Origin of the sequence: Telmatospirillum siberiense, assembly GCF_002845745.1 — a bacterium.
GTDB classification, from domain to species: Bacteria; Pseudomonadota; Alphaproteobacteria; order Rhodospirillales; family Magnetospirillaceae; genus Telmatospirillum; species Telmatospirillum siberiense.
The window spans coordinates 1-16,981 of record NZ_PIUM01000001.1 but is presented as its reverse complement, the minus strand read 5'-3'; the positions used below and the strand labels follow the sequence as shown (position 1 = coordinate 16,981).

At 63.1% G+C, this 16,981-nt stretch carries 16 protein-coding genes and 1 tRNA gene; 4 read left to right on the top strand and 13 right to left on the bottom strand.

From position 1 onward, the window contains the following. Positions 1-32: 32 nt before the first annotated feature. The 8 genes from CWS72_RS00080 to CWS72_RS00045 form a co-directional block, all read right to left on the bottom strand. Positions 33-1,427: an NAD(P)(+) transhydrogenase (Re/Si-specific) subunit beta gene (locus CWS72_RS00080; RefSeq protein WP_101248524.1), complete on the bottom strand. Its 1,395-nt coding sequence runs from the start codon at positions 1,425-1,427 to the stop codon at positions 33-35. Positions 1,428-1,437: 10 nt separating this feature from the next. After that, positions 1,438-1,845: an NAD(P) transhydrogenase subunit alpha part 2 gene (locus CWS72_RS00075; protein WP_101248523.1), complete on the bottom strand. Its 408-nt coding sequence runs from the start codon at positions 1,843-1,845 to the stop codon at positions 1,438-1,440. A gap of 13 nt (positions 1,846-1,858) precedes the next feature. Further along, the gene (locus tag CWS72_RS00070; RefSeq protein WP_101248522.1) at positions 1,859-3,004 is read right to left on the bottom strand and encodes a Re/Si-specific NAD(P)(+) transhydrogenase subunit alpha; all 1,146 of its coding nucleotides are present in this window, start codon (positions 3,002-3,004) and stop codon (positions 1,859-1,861) included. 134 nt (positions 3,005-3,138) lie between these two features. Next, positions 3,139-3,606, bottom strand: coding sequence for a hypothetical protein (locus tag CWS72_RS00065; RefSeq protein ID WP_101248521.1), 468 nt, complete (start codon positions 3,604-3,606; stop codon positions 3,139-3,141). Beyond that, positions 3,594-4,604 carry an ATPase, T2SS/T4P/T4SS family gene (locus tag CWS72_RS00060; RefSeq protein ID WP_158240439.1) on the bottom strand — a complete coding sequence of 337 codons (1,011 nt, stop codon included), beginning with the start codon at positions 4,602-4,604 and terminating at the stop codon, positions 3,594-3,596. The genes CWS72_RS00065 and CWS72_RS00060 overlap by 13 nt, the downstream gene beginning before the upstream one ends. 59 nt (positions 4,605-4,663) lie before the next feature. After that, complete coding sequence (locus CWS72_RS00055; RefSeq protein WP_101248519.1) at positions 4,664-6,586, bottom strand: hypothetical protein; 1,923 nt, start codon at positions 6,584-6,586, stop codon at positions 4,664-4,666. A gap of 51 nt (positions 6,587-6,637) precedes the next feature. Then, positions 6,638-8,287 (bottom strand): MBL fold metallo-hydrolase, encoded by a 1,650-nt coding sequence (locus tag CWS72_RS00050; protein ID WP_158240438.1) that lies wholly within the window; start codon positions 8,285-8,287, stop codon positions 6,638-6,640. 60 nt (positions 8,288-8,347) lie between these two features. Next, positions 8,348-8,578, bottom strand: coding sequence for a Fe-S cluster assembly protein IscX (locus tag CWS72_RS00045; protein ID WP_101248517.1), 231 nt, complete (start codon positions 8,576-8,578; stop codon positions 8,348-8,350). A gap of 347 nt (positions 8,579-8,925) precedes the next feature. Between CWS72_RS00045 and CWS72_RS00040 the strand changes: the two genes are divergently transcribed. Next, complete coding sequence (locus CWS72_RS00040; RefSeq protein WP_146002568.1) at positions 8,926-9,774, top strand: HAD family hydrolase; 849 nt, start codon at positions 8,926-8,928, stop codon at positions 9,772-9,774. A 47-nt stretch (positions 9,775-9,821) separates the two neighbouring features. On the opposite strand, the gene CWS72_RS27295 is transcribed toward CWS72_RS00040, so the two are convergent. Then, complete coding sequence (locus CWS72_RS27295) at positions 9,822-10,124, bottom strand: hypothetical protein (RefSeq protein ID WP_146002567.1); 303 nt, start codon at positions 10,122-10,124, stop codon at positions 9,822-9,824. An 84-nt stretch (positions 10,125-10,208) separates the two neighbouring features. Next, on the bottom strand, positions 10,209-12,032 hold the full coding sequence (locus CWS72_RS00035; RefSeq protein WP_101248515.1) for a M3 family oligoendopeptidase: 1,824 nt from the start codon (positions 12,030-12,032) through the stop codon (positions 10,209-10,211). Positions 12,033-12,170: 138 nt separating this feature from the next. Between CWS72_RS00035 and CWS72_RS00030 the strand changes: the two genes are divergently transcribed. Beyond that, positions 12,171-13,979 (top strand): AMP-dependent synthetase/ligase, encoded by a 1,809-nt coding sequence (locus CWS72_RS00030; protein WP_101248514.1) that lies wholly within the window; start codon positions 12,171-12,173, stop codon positions 13,977-13,979. A gap of 181 nt (positions 13,980-14,160) precedes the next feature. Continuing rightward, entirely contained in the window at positions 14,161-14,910 is a 750-nt protein-coding gene (locus CWS72_RS00025) for an SAM-dependent methyltransferase (RefSeq protein WP_101248513.1), read from the top strand. Positions 14,911-15,060: 150 nt separating this feature from the next. Here the strand turns inward: CWS72_RS00025 and CWS72_RS00020 are convergent, their stop codons facing one another. From CWS72_RS00020 to CWS72_RS00010, 3 genes are all read right to left on the bottom strand, one after another. Beyond that, positions 15,061-15,435, bottom strand: coding sequence for a RidA family protein (locus tag CWS72_RS00020; protein ID WP_101248512.1), 375 nt, complete (start codon positions 15,433-15,435; stop codon positions 15,061-15,063). Between the two features lie 123 nt (positions 15,436-15,558). Next, positions 15,559-15,888, bottom strand: a complete 330-nt coding sequence (locus tag CWS72_RS00015; RefSeq protein ID WP_101248511.1) for a Rieske 2Fe-2S domain-containing protein — start codon at positions 15,886-15,888, stop codon at positions 15,559-15,561. A gap of 131 nt (positions 15,889-16,019) precedes the next feature. Continuing rightward, positions 16,020-16,104, bottom strand: a tRNA-Leu gene (locus CWS72_RS00010). Positions 16,105-16,190: 86 nt separating this feature from the next. On the opposite strand from CWS72_RS00010, the gene lipB reads away from it, so the two are divergent. After that, entirely contained in the window at positions 16,191-16,844 is a 654-nt protein-coding gene (gene lipB, locus CWS72_RS00005) for a lipoyl(octanoyl) transferase LipB (protein ID WP_199175504.1), read from the top strand. Positions 16,845-16,981: the final 137 nt, after the last annotated feature.

Genomic DNA, 16,981 nt, shown 5'->3' with positions numbered 1-16,981 from the left:
CCGTCCCACCGTCACATGGCGCCACCGCCCCGTCAGCCGAGGGCGCTGACGATCTCCTCGGTGACCTTCTTGGCGTCTCCGAACAACATCATGGTGTTCGGCCGGAAGAACAGCTCGTTGTCGACGCCAGCGTAGCCGGACGCCATCGAGCGCTTGATGAACAATACGGTCTTGGCCTTCTCGACTTCGAGAATCGGCATGCCGTAGATCGGGCTGGTGGGATCGGTCTTGGCGGCCGGATTGGTCACGTCGTTGGCCCCGATAACGAAGGCGACGTCCGCGGTGCCGAATTCGTGATTGATCTCCTCCAGTTCGAAGACTTCGTCATAGGGAACGTTGGCCTCCGCCAGGAGAACGTTCATATGACCCGGCATGCGGCCGGCCACCGGATGGATGGCGTAACGCACGTCGACGCCCTCGGCCTTCAGGAGATCCGCCATTTCACGCAAGGCGTGCTGAGCCTGCGCCACCGCCATGCCATATCCGGGCACGATGATGACCTTGGACGAATTCTTCATGATGAAGGCCGCATCGTCGGCGCTGCCGGCCTTGACCGCACCGCGATCCTGCGCGGCGCCCCCCCCGCCGGCCACGCTCTCTCCACCGAAACCGCCGAGGATGACATTAAAGATCGAGCGGTTCATGCCCTTGCACATGATGTAGGACAGAATGGCGCCCGACGATCCCACCAACGCACCGGTAACGATCAGCAGCGGATTTTGCAGCGTGAAGCCGATACCCGCCGCCGCCCACCCGGAGTAGCTGTTGAGCATCGAAACCACCACCGGCATATCGGCGCCGCCGATCGGCAGAATCAGCAGAAAGCCCAAGGCCAGGGCGATAGCGGTGATCAGAATGAAAACGGTCGAGGATTCGGAGGCGACGAAGACACCGACCAGGGCGACCAGGGCGATCCCCAGGGCCGCGTTCAACGGATGCTGAAGCGGAAAGACCAGGGGATTTCCGGAAACCAGACCCTGCAGCTTGGCAAAAGCCACCAGGGAACCGGTGAAGGTGATGGCGCCGATGGCCAGACCGATGCTCATCTCGACCAGCGACCCGCCATGAATATGACCGGGTATGCCGATGTGATAGGCTTCCGGATTGCCGAAAGCGGCAGCCGCAACGAAGACCGCGGCCAGACCGACCAGGCTGTGAAAGGCCGCCACCAGCTGCGGCAGAGCGGTCATCTGAATGCGCCGGGCCACCACCGTTCCGATGGAACCGCCGATCAGCACACCCAGGATGATCATCGAATAGCTGACGACGCCCGGGGTCAGAAGAGTGGTGACGATCGCCAGCGCCATGCCGGCGATGCCCCACATATTGCCCTGCCGCGACGTTTCCGGCGAGGACAGGCCGCGCAAGGCCATGATGAAGCAGACCGAGGCGACGAGATAGGCAAATGCCGTTAGATTTTCAGTCACAGCGGTCCCCTTATTTCTGCTTCTTCTTGAACATCGACAGCATTCTCTGGGTGACGATGAAGCCGCCGAAGATGTTCACCGAGGCCAGGACGACGGCAAGAAAGCCGAAGATCTTGGACAGGGAGAAGCCGGCCGGACCGGCGGCCAGCAGGGCGCCCACGATGATCACCGAGGAAATGGCGTTGGTCACCGCCATCAACGGCGAATGCAACGCCGGCGTGACCCGCCAGACCACGTAATATCCGACGAAACAGGCCAGGACGAAAACGGTGAGGAATGACATGAAGGTACCGTGCCCGACATCGGCCTGCTGGGCGGCCAGCTGCGCGATCTGCGCCGCGTAGTCCTGGGCATTTTGCGCCAGCGTCTGGGCTTGACCGGCCAGACGGTTGGCGCCGTCGATGACTTGTTGATCCATGAGACTTTTCTCCTTAACCGGCCAACGCCGGATGGACCACCTGGCCATCGCGGGTCAGCGCGGTGCCCTTGATGATCTCGTCATCCCAATTGATGGTCAGTCCCTTGCTTTCCTTGTCGTAGGAAAGGCTCAGGAAGTTCAGCAGATTCTTGGCGAACAGCAGGCTGGTATCGGCGGCCAGGCGAGCCGGGACATTGGCGTGACCGACCAGGATGACGCCATGCTTGACCACCACCTTGCCATATTCGGACAGGGGACAGTTGCCACCGGCCTCGACCGCGAGATCGACGATCACCGAGCCTTTGCGCATGCCCTTGACCATCTCTTCGGTGATAAGGATGGGCGCCGGTTTTCCGGGAATCAGTGCCGTGGAGATGGCGATATCGGTCTTTTTCAGCGTCTCGGCGATTTTGTCCGCCTGTTTGCGCTTGTAATCCTCGTCCATTTCCTTGGCGTAGCCGCCCTTCGTCTCGGCGTCGCGGGCGGCGCTGGCGTCGACTTCAACGAACTTGCCGCCCAACGACTCGACCTGCTCCTTGACCGCGGGACGAACGTCGAAGGCATAGACGACCGCCCCCATGCGCTTGGCCGTGGCGATGGCCTGCAGCCCGGCCACCCCGGCGCCCAGCACCAGGATGCGGGCCGGCGGGACGGTTCCGGCGGCGGTCATCATCATCGGAAAGGCCCGGCCATATTCGGCGGCCGCGTCGAGCACGGACTTGTAACCGGCCAGATTGCTTTGCGACGACAGAATATCCATGTTCTGGGCGCGGCTGATCCGCGGCAACAGTTCGAGGGCGAAGGCGGTCACGCCGGCCTTGGCGTAGGCCTCGGCCTGCGGCTTGTTCTGCAACGCCGCGAGATGGCCGATCAACACGGCCCCCTTCTTGAACAGCGCCAACTCGTCCAGACCTTCCTCCGCCGTCAGCGGGCGCTGGATCTTCAGCACGATATCGGCATCCTTGAGCGCCGCCGCCTCGTCGGCGGCGATGGAGGCCCCCGCCGCAACAAAAGAATCGTCCGCCAGCGATGCTCCTTCGCCGGCCCCGGTCTCGACAACAACGTCAAAACCCATTCCCACAAATTTTTTAATAGTATCCGGTGAGGCTGCCACTCGCGCTTCATTGGCGCGACGCTCCTTCGGGATGGCGATTTTCATCAAGTTGGTCCTCTTCTTGACGTCCTTATTAAGGCACGCCCCAGAATACCTCTTGACGCCATTTTGCCAAGCGCTTTGGCGACTGCCTTATTTCCTTTGAGGAGCTCTCCATTTCCGGAGAGGAAGGAGAACTGTTATTTGACCTTTTGCGAAATCACCGGGACGCCGGCCGGCACGCCGAAGACGATGGCGACGGGAATTCGTCCGGATCGGGCGGACCGGACGGCGACCGTCCCGCCCGCCGTCGACAAACCCGCCGATGGTCCGCCGGCCGTCAAATCGCCCAGGCTGCGGGCAATGGCCAGGGCATCGACTCTGAGACCGGTGGCATAGGTCGTAACAAGTCCCCCCTGCGCCACGCTCTGTACCCAGGCGGCCGCCCCGTAACCCGGCGGCAAGGTCAACCCGGAAGAGGGCACGGCCCCGTCCGGACACGCCGTCCGCAGGCACCAGTCCACGGCGGCCCGCTGATGAGCGAGAAGAACTGCCGCCGCGCCCGCCGCCGCGGGCTCGTCCCGCGCCTGGCCGGTCGCCGGCGGTAAAAGAAACAGATAGTAACCCAGCACCATCAGCATGGTGCCCACCATCATCAGGACGGCCATCCTCGCCCCACTCCATTGAGAATGCGATTAAGCTGGGATTCGATTTCGGTTCCCAGTTGTTCGATACGCCCCGCGCGAATGATCGCCCGCGCCGGATCGGCCAGGCTGGGCCGCGGAAACAGAAACTTCATTTCCAGGCGCCGCGCGCCACCGTCACCCTGCAGCCTTTGATGGATGACGCCGCTCAATCCGGCGGCAAGCGTCGCCTGGACCGCCGCCCGCCCGTCGCCATCAGCGGCCAGATCCAGCAGGCGCTGCACCGCCTCCTCGATACTGCCCGCATGCAACGTCGTCACCACCAGATGACCGTTGATACTCGCCCGCAAGGCTTCCCTCGCCGCCGCTTCCGAGCGGATCTCCCCCAGCAGAATGAAACGCGGCGCATAACGCATGGTGGCTCCGAGGGCCTCCCCGAAGCCACTCTCCTGCACGTCGCGCTGAAAACAGTAGCCTTCTCCGGAGCGTTTCACGCCATGCAGAGGGAATTCCGGCGGATCCTCGATAGTCACCGCGACGCCGCCGAAATATTCCAGCCAAGCCGCCAGCAGGGCGCAGGCCGTCGTCGTCTTTCCATCCCCGGTCTTGCCGGCGACGATGACCATCCCATGATTGTTGGCCCGCCCCAATTCGATCAATTCGGCAGCGACGCGAGGATGAATGCCGAGTTCGCGAATCATCGGCACATGGGCTGGTCCCCGGCGCAGAACGAACCACAGGCCGTCGATGGCGTCGAGCAGGGCGACACGATAGGTCGCCCCGTCATGGGAAATTGAAAACTCCCGGCGATCCGGCCTGGCCGCGGCCCTCTGGGTCAGGCTGCGCACCAGCCCGAGAAGAGCCTCGTTCAGCGACGGAGGCACCACCGACAAAGTGGTCGAGGCGCCGTTTCGGAGATAACCCGATCCCGCGGCATTCACATAAAGATCGGCGAAATCCAGTGTCGCCAGGGTGGGGCGCCCCTGCGAACCCGCCGGATTAAAGCCACTTTCCGATCGCACGTCCATAATCCCCAGGTCCTGATCATCTCTCCATCGCAATCGTCGCAAGGGGCGTCGCGTCACCCGGTGTGGAGGCTCTCCGCACGGACGGTCTCCATTTGCCTCAGCCAGCCCGGGAGATCGGGCAGCGAAGATGACGGCTGGTCCAACCAGGCCACGTCGACACCCGTCCGGCGGCGATCCCGATCGATGACGGCGGCGGCGGCGGCCTCATCGGCAAACCGGCCGCCGCGCAGAATCAACAGACCGGCGCTGGGCCGCCCCTCCCGCCCCGAAGAGCGCAGCAACGCCAGGCGTTGCCACAAGGCGCGGCATGGCGAAGGAACAGCTTGGCCCGACCGGCCTTGCCACGGAGCCAGACTGCCATCGTCCAACCGCCAGTCGTCGCCGGCAAGTTCCGCCACCCGGAGCAACAGGGAAAAGCCGTCTCTTTGCGCCAGATAGTCGCCTTTGTCCCCGGAAGCGCCCCCATTCGCCAAAGGAAGCCGTCGCACCACATATCCAGCCGCTCGCAAGATCTCCTCGACCGGCGGCCCGCCGCCATCCCAGTCGACGGGCCTGGCATGGTCCTCCCCCGCCACGTCGTCCTCATGCGGTGGATCAGATTCCGCGGCGACGCCGGCCGCGAGCGGCTCGCCCTCGTCGGATGGAGGGGGGGCAGCTTTCGCAACGGAACATCCTTCGCCCTCGGGAGCCGGCAGGGCGCGCAACTCCTCACGAAGCCGATCCGTCTGAATGCGTATCCGTCCGGCCCGGTCGGGAAATTGGTCGATGCTCCGCCAATCCTCGTCGGTCATCGCCCGCATGGCGATCTTCAGCCGCTCGCCGGTTTCACGGTAGATCGCCCCCCAGCGATCCTCGAACGAGGGCGACCCACCGGCATCGCCCGCCGCCCGGATCTCTTCCAGCATGACGAAGTTATCAACCATTTCGCCAAGCCAGGCGGCGCTCATGCTCAGACGGGCGCCCCCGGGGGACGGACGGACCTCCGATTCCGCACCGGGTTCCCCGTCCGTGTCATCGGACGAGGCCGCGGTAGCCAACGAGAGAACCCGGTATTCATCCAGCCGGGCGTCGAGCGCCGCGCGGCAGGTCGGATCTTGAGGCAGCACACCGGCCGCCGCCACGGCATCGAGACTCGCCAGCGCCGGTTCGCCGAAATCGGAGAAAAGAGACCAACCCGCCTCGGAAAGGGAATCGAACTCCTCCCGCAGGGCATCCCGCATCCAGTCGGGGGCGGGATCCGCCCAGACCTCGAACAGTGCCATGATCCGCTCGAAGACGACGAGATCCCCGTCGGAGCGGCCCTCCTTATCGGTACTGACGGCGGCCTCGCCATCGGTCGGCAGCGAAATCGAAGCGGGAGGCTCGACGGTCGGCGAAACATCGGGCGGTGCATCGGCGGCGACCTCCGCCGCCGGAGTTTGGATCACCGCGCAGGCCCCCTCGTCGGCACCCTGTGAAGGCTCGGTCATCGCGGCGGCGGCTGGCGTCTGCGTCCGCGTCCGCGTCCGGGCCAATGCCCGTCCCCAGCGGGCCAAGGTCAAGACCAATGGCAGAAGGATCCGGATCGACAATTCCCGGGAAGCGGGCGCGGCCCGCGCTCCGGTCGAACGGAATCGCGCTTTCCCTTGCGGCCGAAGGCGGAACCGAGACGGCACTGGAAGCATCCAGCCGATGTCCGGCCACAAGCCGAGGAGAAAGCCGTGCAGGCGATCGAACCTCACCGTCAGGAGAACACCGCCGGAAAACGCCAGACAAGCCAAGCCCAATGCCGTGGCGACAAAATTGAACGGAATGACCGCGCCATGCAGGTAACGTTGCCGGATTTCGATCCAGTTCAGCCAATCGGCGGCGTCGAAATCATAGACCTTCCAATAGATGGCCCATCCGCCGGCTGCGACGACAATCAGCCAGAGCATCCAGAGAAGCGTCAGGAAGGCGCCGCGCCTCAGCCACTGCATCAAGATCCCCAGCCGCATCAGCGAACCCTTTTGGCCGGACCGGCCCCGGAACAATTTTCGGCCGGCACGTCAGCGCGACGTCTGCACATGAAGGCGGGCGCCGGCATAAACGGTCTGTGGCCCATCCGGTGCCTTGGGGCGGGTCGACACCTCGGGAGCGGGAAGATTGGCATGCTGGACGATACGCCCAGACCCATCCAGCCGGTCATAGACGAAGACCGCCGGCGGCGCCCGGTTGTTCCGCCCCTGCCCGCGCGGCGCGCGCGGCAATTGCTTCACCACCGCCTCGCTCTCCCGGGCACCGATACGGGAAACCTCCTCGACGCCGACGACCGAGGCGCCCGAGGCGCCGATATGCACCACCGCCCCGTTACGCTCCAGCATCAGGGAAGGGATCCCCAGCGATCGGGCCAGGCGCCCATTGGCTTCGACCTGCTTGCCATCGCCATGGATCGGCGCGACGATTTTCCGGGGCTTCAACAGCGTGTAAAGCAGTTTGGCATCCCGTTCGACGGCATGCCCGGATTGATGAATTGGCCCATAGCCGAGCTCCGGCGCGCGCTCCGCGGTGACGACCTTGGCGCCCCGCTCCTCCAGTTTGGCAACCATCGACGCATGCGCCGTCTTAACGGAGGGAATCGCCCTTTGCGGGATGACCACCGTCGTGTTTTCATCGATCGGCAGGGCTCCCGGTTGACGATGGGCCGAGCGCATCAGACCGGCGTTGGACTGGGCGAATGCCCCCGTCGTGACCATCAGCACCGTTTCGGGGGGAAGATCACGGGCTTCCCGCGACGTCAGTATCCGGGTGCCCGCCGCGCCTTCGATGTCGAGGCCGGCCGCCTGCGCCGCCGCGACATTATCGGCCAGACTGCGCCCGCAGACCGCCAGAACCCGTCCGTTGGCATGGGCGGCACGCCCCAGGGACACCAACCGGTCCAGCTGCGAACCGAGAATGCCGGCGACGACGGCCCGCCCCCGGCTGTCGCCGACGATGCGCGTCAAGTTCCGGCAGATCTCGGCTTCGCTGGCCGGGGCACCGTTTGTCGCCACCGACGTCGAATCCGAAACCACCATATCCACCCCTTCGGCCCCGATGGCCCGCAGACGGTGTGGATCGGCGCGCTCTCCCAGCGCCAGCGTTTCGTCGAATTTGTAATCCCCGGTATGGAAGACCGAGGCCTCCTTGGTCCGGATGCGGAGCGCGGTGGCCCCCGGCATATGATCCATGGGAACGAACTCGACCTTGGCCGATCCGATCTCGGCGACGTCTCCGCCGCGGACGATATGGATTTCGGGCCATAGATCGCGGGCGATGCCGGCCTTCACCAGGGAATTATTCAGCATCGCGGCGGTGAAGGCCGTGGCATAGACGGGCGGGCAGGAATATCCCATGTCGATCGCGTGGCGGACAGCCCCCAGATGATCTTCGTGCGCATGGGTAAGCAACAGCGCCTCGGGCGGGCCCCCCCCGCCATCCGGGGCAGACTCGCCACGGCGGACGAAGACGCCTTCCGGCGACGGAAACTCGCAGGAATAGCCACGCCCCCCGCCAAGCTTCAATCCATAGTCGACGAGAAAATGCCGACTGCTGATGGAACCGTCGGCCTCCTCCGCCACCACGTCGTAACGATGCGCGTTGCCGCCAATGCCGTCGGCATTGTTTCCCATGCGGGATTGCCAATAGAGTCCCGCCTCACGCCGGTCGACGTGCGTCATCTCACCCCCCATTCTGGGCTGATTGGAATGCTATTGATCTTAGGGAGGTCCCCTCGGACCTCAGGCCGAGCCGTCGTAAGGACTGCCGTCGTCATCGCCTTCGGCGGCAGCCACCCAGGCAAACCGAACGGCTGTCAGCGACGTCGCGTCCGGACGAATCCGAGCGTCGGCGAACCCGGGCAATGCGCTCACCAGACGCACCAGATCCGCATCGGCGACCGTCAGATGGTTGACATCGGGGTTGGCCTCGTGAAGTGCACGCCCCAATCCTTCATAATCATCCCAGTTCATCCGCGACCACCTTTTTTCAGACCTCGTCGCGACGATCGGCACCGGCGCAACGACGAATCTTGTTTATCCAATTTTTTCCATATTGGCAACAGCATTCTTCCTGTGCTCTCCTGTCGCCCGACTGATCTCCGGCGGATGTCTATTCCTTGCGGGAAGCCCACCATCGCGACCGCGTCATGAAGTACTCCCGCCAGTCAATACCCACACTACGCGTGGTTAGAATGATAATTTTATTCAAAAAAAATATGTCCTGACAAAAAACATCATCGATTATAAATAAATTCCCACCTCAAAACCCGTCAAAACGGTTTTCCGGAATTGCCAGAAATATGAATAAAACAGAAAAAATGGCATCAGCCCAAAAACTTCTCATGATCTCCGACACCGTATTCCTCGATCACCGGCAAGCCCAGCGGGCGGCTTATCTCGGCATGATCGATTACATCGCCGAGCAAAGCGGCTCCGCTCCGGCGCTGATCGCACAAGCGCTGCAACATTCCTCTTCCGCGACGGCGTTAACAAACGCCGGGCCGCAAGAACCGGATGGCGCCGAAGCCGGATCGTTTTATGAGACGGCCAAATCCGCCGTGGCCGCCTATGTCGCGAAGCGTTCGGAAACCACCCGGCCGCCGGAGGGGTTGGCGGAAGCCCTGGCCACGATGCGGCGAAATCTGAAAATGCGGGGGGATGGCAGCGGGGACATCATGGTCGGCGTTTCCGCCTTGCCTCCCGCCGCGCTGGAAAAGTTCGCCGGAAACAGTGAGCTCAGGCAAGGCCTAGACCATGTCTATAGCCTGGGACGATCCCCCGTTGAGGAAAATAACCCGGCCGAGCCGAATGGCGACGGTTGGATCCGGCGGATGCCGGAAGGACCGAAATGGCCGTCACCGGCCGTCATGAAGGCGATCTGCGCCGCGCATCGCGTCCAGCCGAAGGATGCCGTCCTTATCGGCGGCAACCTGGCGGGAGAGGTCGGTCCGGCTTTGGATCTGGGCATGAAGGCGGTTTATGTGCGCCTGGGCATCCTCGACACCGCGCCCCCGGAAAAGGAGAGCATGGCGGCACCCAACGATCGCCGCCCCGACGGCATCGTCACCCGCATCCAGGACCTGCCGAAACTACCCATTTTCCGGCCTCCCGAAGAGCGTGGCGGAAGTACCCTCCGAATCCCCAGAATCGACGAAAGGGGGCGCTGAAAGGCCTGTCGTCAGTTACCGCTCTTCCGGTATCTAGGTTTCGCGATTCAATCAAAAGACGTCATGCCCGGCCTTGAGCCACGGCTGCCCGGCACAGTTTGTGCTTTGCTCGCATTTGAGTGATAGTCGCAACCAAAAACCGTCATTGCCGGACTTGATCCGGCAATCCATGATTGCATTGATCGACCGACGTCATTTGAAGCGGGCACGTGGATGCCCGTGTCAAGCACGGGCATGACGACCTTTGGTGGATAAACTGGGCGTAATTTTTCCTGAATATCGAGGGCAAGATCCGTGCCGGACAGCCGTGTGTCGAGCACGGCCACGACGGTTTCTGAGGCAATCAGCACGATAGCCCGGTAACTGACGACACACCCTAAGATTCCATATGACGCCTACGCTCCGCTTAAGGTGGGCTCAAGCGCCGCTCGGGCTTAAGGAACCGGGCTCAGGGTTTCCAATTCGTCGATGAAACGGATGACGACATCGAGGCCGCGGCGCCAGAAGGCCGGATCGCCGGCATCGAGACCGAAGGGCGCCAGCAGTTCCTTATGGCGCAAGGTTCCGCCAGCCTTCAGCATCTCGATATATTTGGCCTCGAAATCCGCCGCCCCGCCCAGATAGACGTCGTAGAGGGAGTTGACCAGGCAATCTCCGAACGCATAGGCGTAGACATAAAACGGGGAATGGATGAAGTGCGGGATATAGGACCAGTAATACTGATACTCGTCCTCGTAACGCAGGGCGGGCCCCAGACTCTCCCGCTGGATATCCAACCAGATCTCACCGATCCGCTCGGAGGACAGTTCGCCCAGGCGCCGCTCGTCGTGAATGCGGCGTTCGAACTCGTAGAAGGCGATCTGGCGAACCACCGTGTTCAGCATGTCCTCGACCTTCGAGGCCAGCATGATGCGACGCCGCGCCGGAGAGGTTTCGGCGTCCAGCATGGCCCGGAACGTCATCATCTCGCCGAACACGGACGCCGTTTCGGCCAGCGTCAGCGGCGTGTCGGCCAGTAAAACGCCCTGCTTGGCCGCCAGAACCTGATGGACGCCGTGCCCCAGTTCGTGAGCGAGTGTCATCACGTCGCGGGTCTTGCCCTGGTAGTTCAACAGCAGATAAGGATGGGCCGAGGGCACCGTCGGATGGGCGAATGCCCCCGGCGATTTGCCGGGCCGGGCCGGGGCGTCGATCCACCCCCCTTCGAAGAAGCGCCCGCCGATGCGGGCCAGTTCGGGTGAGAAGGCGCCATAGGCGCCCAGCACGATTTCCTTGGCTTCGATCCAGGGGATCTTGCGGTCGTCGTCCTCGGGAAGCGGCGCATTGCGGTCCCAATAGTCGAGCCTGTCCGTGCCGAACCATTTGGCCTTCAGCGCGTAATAACGATGCGAGAGCCGTCCGTAGGACTCCTGGACGGCCGTCGCCAGCGCGTCGACGACGCTGTCCTCGACCTGATTGGACAGATTGCGGGCGGACGACGGCCGGGCGTAGTGCCGCCACTTGTCCTCGATCTCCTTGTCCTTGATCAGGGTGTTGGTGATCAGGGAGAACACCCGGACATTCTCGCCCAGCACAGTCCCGAAGGCTTTCGCCGCCGCCTTGCGGGTCGCCGGCGACGTGTCCGACATCAGATGCAGCGTCTCGGCGGAGGTCAGATTCCGGCCATCGACGGGAAAGCGCAGCTCCGCCATCGTTTCATCGAAAAGCCGCACCCAGGCCGACCGTCCGGCGACCTCCTGCTCGTGCAAAAGCCTCTCCATGTCGTCGGACAACTGATGCTCGCGGAACATCCGAAGATCACGCAGCCAGGGGGCATAGCGGGCCAATCCCGGATCGGCGAGTTTCTCGGCCAGCAGGGCCTCCTCGATCCGGTTGATCTCCAGCGTGAAAAACAGGGTTTGGGTCGAGATTTCCGTCGCCCGTTCCTGCATGCCCTGCTGAAAGCGACCGCGCTCCGGATCGGACAGATTTTGCGCATAGCGAAGCTGCGCATAACTGAGAACGCGATAAAGAATCTCGCTCAGGCGTTCATATTCGGCGACAGCCTCGCCCAACGCCTGGCCGCTCAACCCGGCGAGCTTGCCCTGATAACGCGCATGGAAGGCCCGTGCCGCCACGTCGGCCTTGCGCAGATCCGCTTCGAGTTCGGAACAGTCCGGACCACCATAAAGGGCCGACAGGTCCCATTCCGGCATCACCCCCAAGGCATCGGCCGTTTCGGAAACCGCGGCGGCGGGTGACTTAGACGAATTGCTCATGCGATTACTCCTTGCGCCGGACTGCCATATGGTTATGAAGAAAGCTATAACCATTCCCTCTCGCCTTGGTGGGCTGGGGCGGGAGAATAGCCGAAGGCCGGGCCGGCGTGGCCACAAAATTTAAGGGATGGACCAGGAATGGGCGCGATCGATTACGCTGCTGCGACCAATCTGCCGGCGATGTTTTTCGCCCAAGCGGCGCGCTTCGGCGAAAAACCCTTCCTTTGGCGGAAGAAAAACAAGACATGGATTCCGCTGAGCTGGGCGGAGACAGCCCAGCAGATCGATCTGTTGGCGCGCGGGTTCCTGGCCCTGGGCATGAAGGCGGGCGACCGCGTCCTCCTGATCGCCGAAAACAGACCCGAATGGTTGATCGCCGACATCGCCACCATGGCCGCCGGAGCCATCTGCGTACCGGGCTACACCACCAATACGGTGGCCGACAACCTGCACCTCCTGAACAATTCGCGGGCGCGTTTCGTCATCGTCTCGAACCGCGCCCTGGCGGACCGCGTGATCGCCGCGGCCCTTTCAGCCGACAACGCTCCGATGGTCATCGCCATGGAACAGCTCGGCCTCACCCAGAACCCCGGCATTGAATTCCGCGCCTGGGACGACGTCCTGGCCCTCGGCAGCGCCGCCCCCGATACCCTGGAACAGCAGATCGCGGCGGCCGGACGAGGTGATCCGGCCTGCATCATTTACACATCCGGCACGGGCGGAGCGCCGAAAGGCGTGGTTTTGAGCCATGGCGCCATCTTGTGCAACTGCATGGGCGCCTATCATCTGTTGACCGAGATCGGCCTCGACAACGACGTATTCCTGTCCTTCCTGCCGTTGTCGCATTCTTATGAACATACTGCGGGACAGTTTTTCCCCATCTCGATCGGTGCGCAGATCTATTACGCGGAAGGAATCGAACAACTGGCCGCCAACATGGCGGAGGTCAGCCCCACTTTGATGACGGCGGTTCCCCGCCTCTACGAACTGATGCGGGCCCGTATCCTGAAGGGCATGGCGCGCAGCGGCAAAGTCAAGGCATGGCTGTTCGACAAGACGGTGAGCCTGGGCAGCCGGCATTACGAGGCGCCGCGATCGCTGTCCTGGCTGGAGAGAATTCTCAATCTGCTCCTCGATATCCTGGTCCGCCGCAAGGTCGCCGCCCGTTTCGGCGGCCGGCTCAAGGCGCTGGTATCGGGGGGAGCGCCGCTCAATTACGAGGTTGGCCTGTTTTTCACAGCTCTCGGCGTGCGGATCCTCCAGGGATATGGACAAACCGAGGCGGCCCCGGTGGTCAGCTGCAATCCCCCGGGACGGGTCAAGCTGCATACGGTCGGACCGCCGATGCGGGGCGTCGAGGTGAAAATCGCCGAGGACGGAGAGATTCTCGTCCGCGGAGAACTGGTCATGACGGGCTATTGGGGCGACCCCGACACCACCCGGCAAACCATCCGGGACGGCTGGCTCCACACCGGCGATATCGGACGGATCGACGAGGACGGCTTCATTCAGATCACCGATCGCAAGAAGGATATCATCGTCAATTCAGGCGGCGACAACATCTCGCCGCAACGGGTCGAAGGACTGCTGACATTGCAGCCGGAAATCGCCCAGGCCATGGTTTACGGCGACCGCCGCCCCCATCTGGTCGCGCTGCTGATTCCCGACGCCGAGCAAGCCGTTAGCTGGGCGGCGCAGCATGGCCGGGAAACCGACCTGTCGCTGCTGATCCACGCCCCCGATTTCCGGCGCCATATGGCTGAAGCCGTCGACAGGGTCAATCGCAGCCTGTCGCCAATCGAAAAAATCCGTCGTTTCATCATGATGGACGAACCCTTCACCGTCGCCAACGAAATGAGTACGCCGACCCTGAAGATCAGGCGCCACGTCATTCTCGCCCGCCACGGCAAAGCGTTGGACGACCTCTACGAGGAACGCCGCCCCTAATTCAACGCCCCTCATCCGCCCGAAAAACCGCCAGGATCGGCGAGACACCGGACGATCGCCCCCCGGTTGCCGATATCAATTGCGCGGACAGCATGGCTGCCTTGGCAAATCGACGCGGGCGAAGCCGGGCGATTCGCGTTACCTCGTGAAGGCAGCCCATCGATGACAAAAGGGGCCGACGATGCCGCATCAGCCGGCGACAAACACACTCTACGAAAATCTGCCCCGACCGGGACAAGGGGTCGATAGTTGTACGCGCGAGGCGATTCGCCTATTACCGCCTTTGCGGACGCCACCGGCCATCATCGACCTCGGCTGCGGCCGGGGACACCAGACCGTTGCCCTGGCCAGCCATTTCAAGGCACCCGTCATCGCCGTCGATGACAATCAGACGGCCCTCGACGACCTGATCGACACGGCAAACGCCGCTGGCGTCGAGGCTTTGATCAAGCCTCGCCTGGGGTCACTCACCGACATTCCCGACGCGCCGGAAAGCTTCGATCTGGTGTGGAGCGAGAATGGGGTCCGCACCCTGGGCATGGAACGCGCCCTGGCCTGCTGGGCGCCCCTTTTACGCAAACGCGGCGTCCTGGTGGTCGGCGACTGCTGTTGGGTTCTGCCCAATCCGCCGGCGGAGGCCGTGACTTTCTGGCGGGATCGCTATTATCCGCAGATGACCGATGTCGCCAGCGTCCATGCCATCGCCAAACACGCGGGTCTGCGCGTCTACGACACCTACACCCTGCCCCGCTCGATCTGGCGCAGCGAATATTTCGAACCGCTCAGCCGGCGTATCGCCAAACGGCGCGGCGAAGCGGCCGGCGACCCGCGCCTCGACGCCGACATCCACCAGGCCGAAGCCGAAATCCAGATGTTCGAGCGCTGGGGTGACCGCTTCCAGTACATGTTCTATCTGATGCGTCCAATCTGAGGACGCGGAGCCCAAGCACGCGGATGCGTGCGCTAAAGCCAAGGGCTTGAAAAACAAGCCGGAGCGTGACGCCGATTTAAGGCATCACGCTCTCACCAAACCCCGGAAAGGCACGAAGCGGGGCCGGCGCCCTGACCGCGCCGGCTGTCGTCAGACTTTTCGCGCGGTCACTTCGATCTCGACCTTCATCCGAGGGTCGACCAGCCCGCAGATGACACTGGTATTGGCTGGACGAATGCCCTTGAAATGCTTTCCGCAGATCTTGGCCACCGGTTCGAAGTAAGCGGCATCGCTCAGATAGAGACGCACCCGCACGACGTCGGCCAGGGAGGCCCCCGCCTCGGCCAGGGCACCGGAGATCGTCGCGAAAGCCTGCTCCGCCTGGTCCTCGACCGTCTCGGCGATCTGGCCATTGGCGAAGCCGCTGGTGCCGGCAACGAACACCCAGGCTCCGTCGACGACGGCGCGGGAATAACCGGCGATCTCTTCAAAAGGCGAACCGGAGGAAATCAGGCGACGAGACATGGAGACTCCTTCGAGTTTTTTAGAAAAATCAAGGAGCGCAGAGTGCGGTCTCCTCCCCCTCGGAGCAAGCGTAAAGTATCCGTTCAGCCGGGCAATCGGGTGAACTCGCCTGCCCTGATTCGTTCATCCGGCAAACGCGTGCGGCCCCATGAAAAACTTCCCGTCCCGCTCGATCACCGGAGCCCCGCGCAATTCCGTTCCCGCCAGGGGCAACTCCCAACCATGGCTCGGACATTCGAGTATGCCCGCCGTCTCGTCCAAACGGCCAAGCAACAAAGCGACATCACGGTGCGGGCAACGGTTGCGCACCGCCAGCAGGCCCGATCGCAAGGCAAGGATCAGAATATCGATCGCATTGCCGCCGGGCGGGACGACCTGTCCGGTCCATCGCTGCTCGCCCCGCACAAGATGGCTCCGCACATGCTCGACGGCGAGCCAACCTTCCTCTTCCATAACGGTTCCCCAATATGATGGCGGAGGGGTTCATCCGCCGTCCTCCATATGGTCGGCCGGAGTACGGGAAGGAAGAATTCAGGCAAGAAAAAAGCCTCGCCCTGACAGGCGAGGCCTTTTTTTCGAGATATTGGTGCGGTCGAGAAGACTCGAACTTCCACGGGTTGCCCCACAGCGACCTCAACGCTGCGCGTCTACCAGTTCCGCCACGACCGCATTACCTTGTAGATACCCGGCCTGGTCGCCGGTAAGGTGCGCCTCAATACCAAAACCAGAGACAAGGTTCAAGGGCTGTGTTGGAAATCCCCCATCGAAATGAAGTCGAATGGCGAATCAGCGAAGCGCCGGTTGCATATCCCGATGCCGTTGCCACCATGGAAGAGCGTGTTTCCGCCATTCGCGCTGGTGACGCCCGGGAAATGGTCTGGCTGCTCGAACATCCGCCGCTTTACACGGCGGGCACCTCCGCCAAGCCCGAGGACCTGTTGACCCCGGAGCGATTTCCCGTCTTCCAAACCGGTCGAGGCGGCCAATATACCTATCACGGCCCGGGACAGAGGGTCGCCTATGTGATGCTCGATCTCAGCCGCCGGGGCGCCGATATCCGCCGCTACATCGCGCAATTGGAGGAATGGCTGATCCGCACGCTTTCCCATTTCGGTGTGGAAGGGGGGCTGCGGGAGGGACGCGTCGGCATCTGGGTCGACCGCGGCTCTGGCAGGGAAGACAAGATCGCCGCCATCGGAGTGCGTGTCCGCCGCTGGGTCTCATTCCACGGCATCGCTCTCAACGTTGATCCGGATCTCGGCCATTTCGACGGTATCGTCCCCTGCGGCATCAGGAGCCACGGCGTCACCTCGCTATGGGCGTTGGGGCACACCCCCACCATGGATGAAGTCGACATGGCGCTGCAGGCGGAATTTGAAACGACATTCGGAGGGACGGAAGCGTGTTGAACCGGGATGTCTGGCAGATCGATGGCCGTTCCCGTCAAGCCATCGTCATCCGGACATGGCGCACGATATGATCGGACAGGAGGCGGGCCGCCCCCCCCCCCCCCCCCCCGGCCTCCCCCCACCACTGGGGCCCGCCG

What these genes read in the sequence shown, in the direction of transcription:
- CWS72_RS00075 (WP_101248523.1), bottom strand. Translation starts at nt 1,845, where the DNA reads ATGGATCAACAAGTCATCGACGGCGCCAACCGTCTGGCCGGTCAAGCC.
- CWS72_RS00070 (WP_101248522.1), bottom strand. Translation starts at nt 3,004, where the DNA reads ATGAAAATCGCCATCCCGAAGGAGCGTCGCGCCAATGAAGCGCGAGTG.
- CWS72_RS00065 (WP_101248521.1), bottom strand. Translation starts at nt 3,606, where the DNA reads ATGGCCGTCCTGATGATGGTGGGCACCATGCTGATGGTGCTGGGTTAC.
- CWS72_RS00055 (WP_101248519.1), bottom strand. Translation starts at nt 6,586, where the DNA reads ATGCGGCTGGGGATCTTGATGCAGTGGCTGAGGCGCGGCGCCTTCCTG.
- CWS72_RS00050 (WP_158240438.1), bottom strand. Translation starts at nt 8,287, where the DNA reads ATGACGCACGTCGACCGGCGTGAGGCGGGACTCTATTGGCAATCCCGC.
- CWS72_RS00045 (WP_101248517.1), bottom strand. Translation starts at nt 8,578, where the DNA reads ATGAACTGGGATGATTATGAAGGATTGGGGCGTGCACTTCACGAGGCC.
- CWS72_RS00040 (WP_146002568.1), top strand. Translation starts at nt 8,926, where the DNA reads ATGGCATCAGCCCAAAAACTTCTCATGATCTCCGACACCGTATTCCTC.
- CWS72_RS00035 (WP_101248515.1), bottom strand. Translation starts at nt 12,032, where the DNA reads ATGAGCAATTCGTCTAAGTCACCCGCCGCCGCGGTTTCCGAAACGGCC.
- CWS72_RS00030 (WP_101248514.1), top strand. Translation starts at nt 12,171, where the DNA reads ATGGGCGCGATCGATTACGCTGCTGCGACCAATCTGCCGGCGATGTTT.
- CWS72_RS00025 (WP_101248513.1), top strand. Translation starts at nt 14,161, where the DNA reads ATGCCGCATCAGCCGGCGACAAACACACTCTACGAAAATCTGCCCCGA.
- CWS72_RS00020 (WP_101248512.1), bottom strand. Translation starts at nt 15,435, where the DNA reads ATGTCTCGTCGCCTGATTTCCTCCGGTTCGCCTTTTGAAGAGATCGCC.
- CWS72_RS00015 (WP_101248511.1), bottom strand. Translation starts at nt 15,888, where the DNA reads ATGGAAGAGGAAGGTTGGCTCGCCGTCGAGCATGTGCGGAGCCATCTT.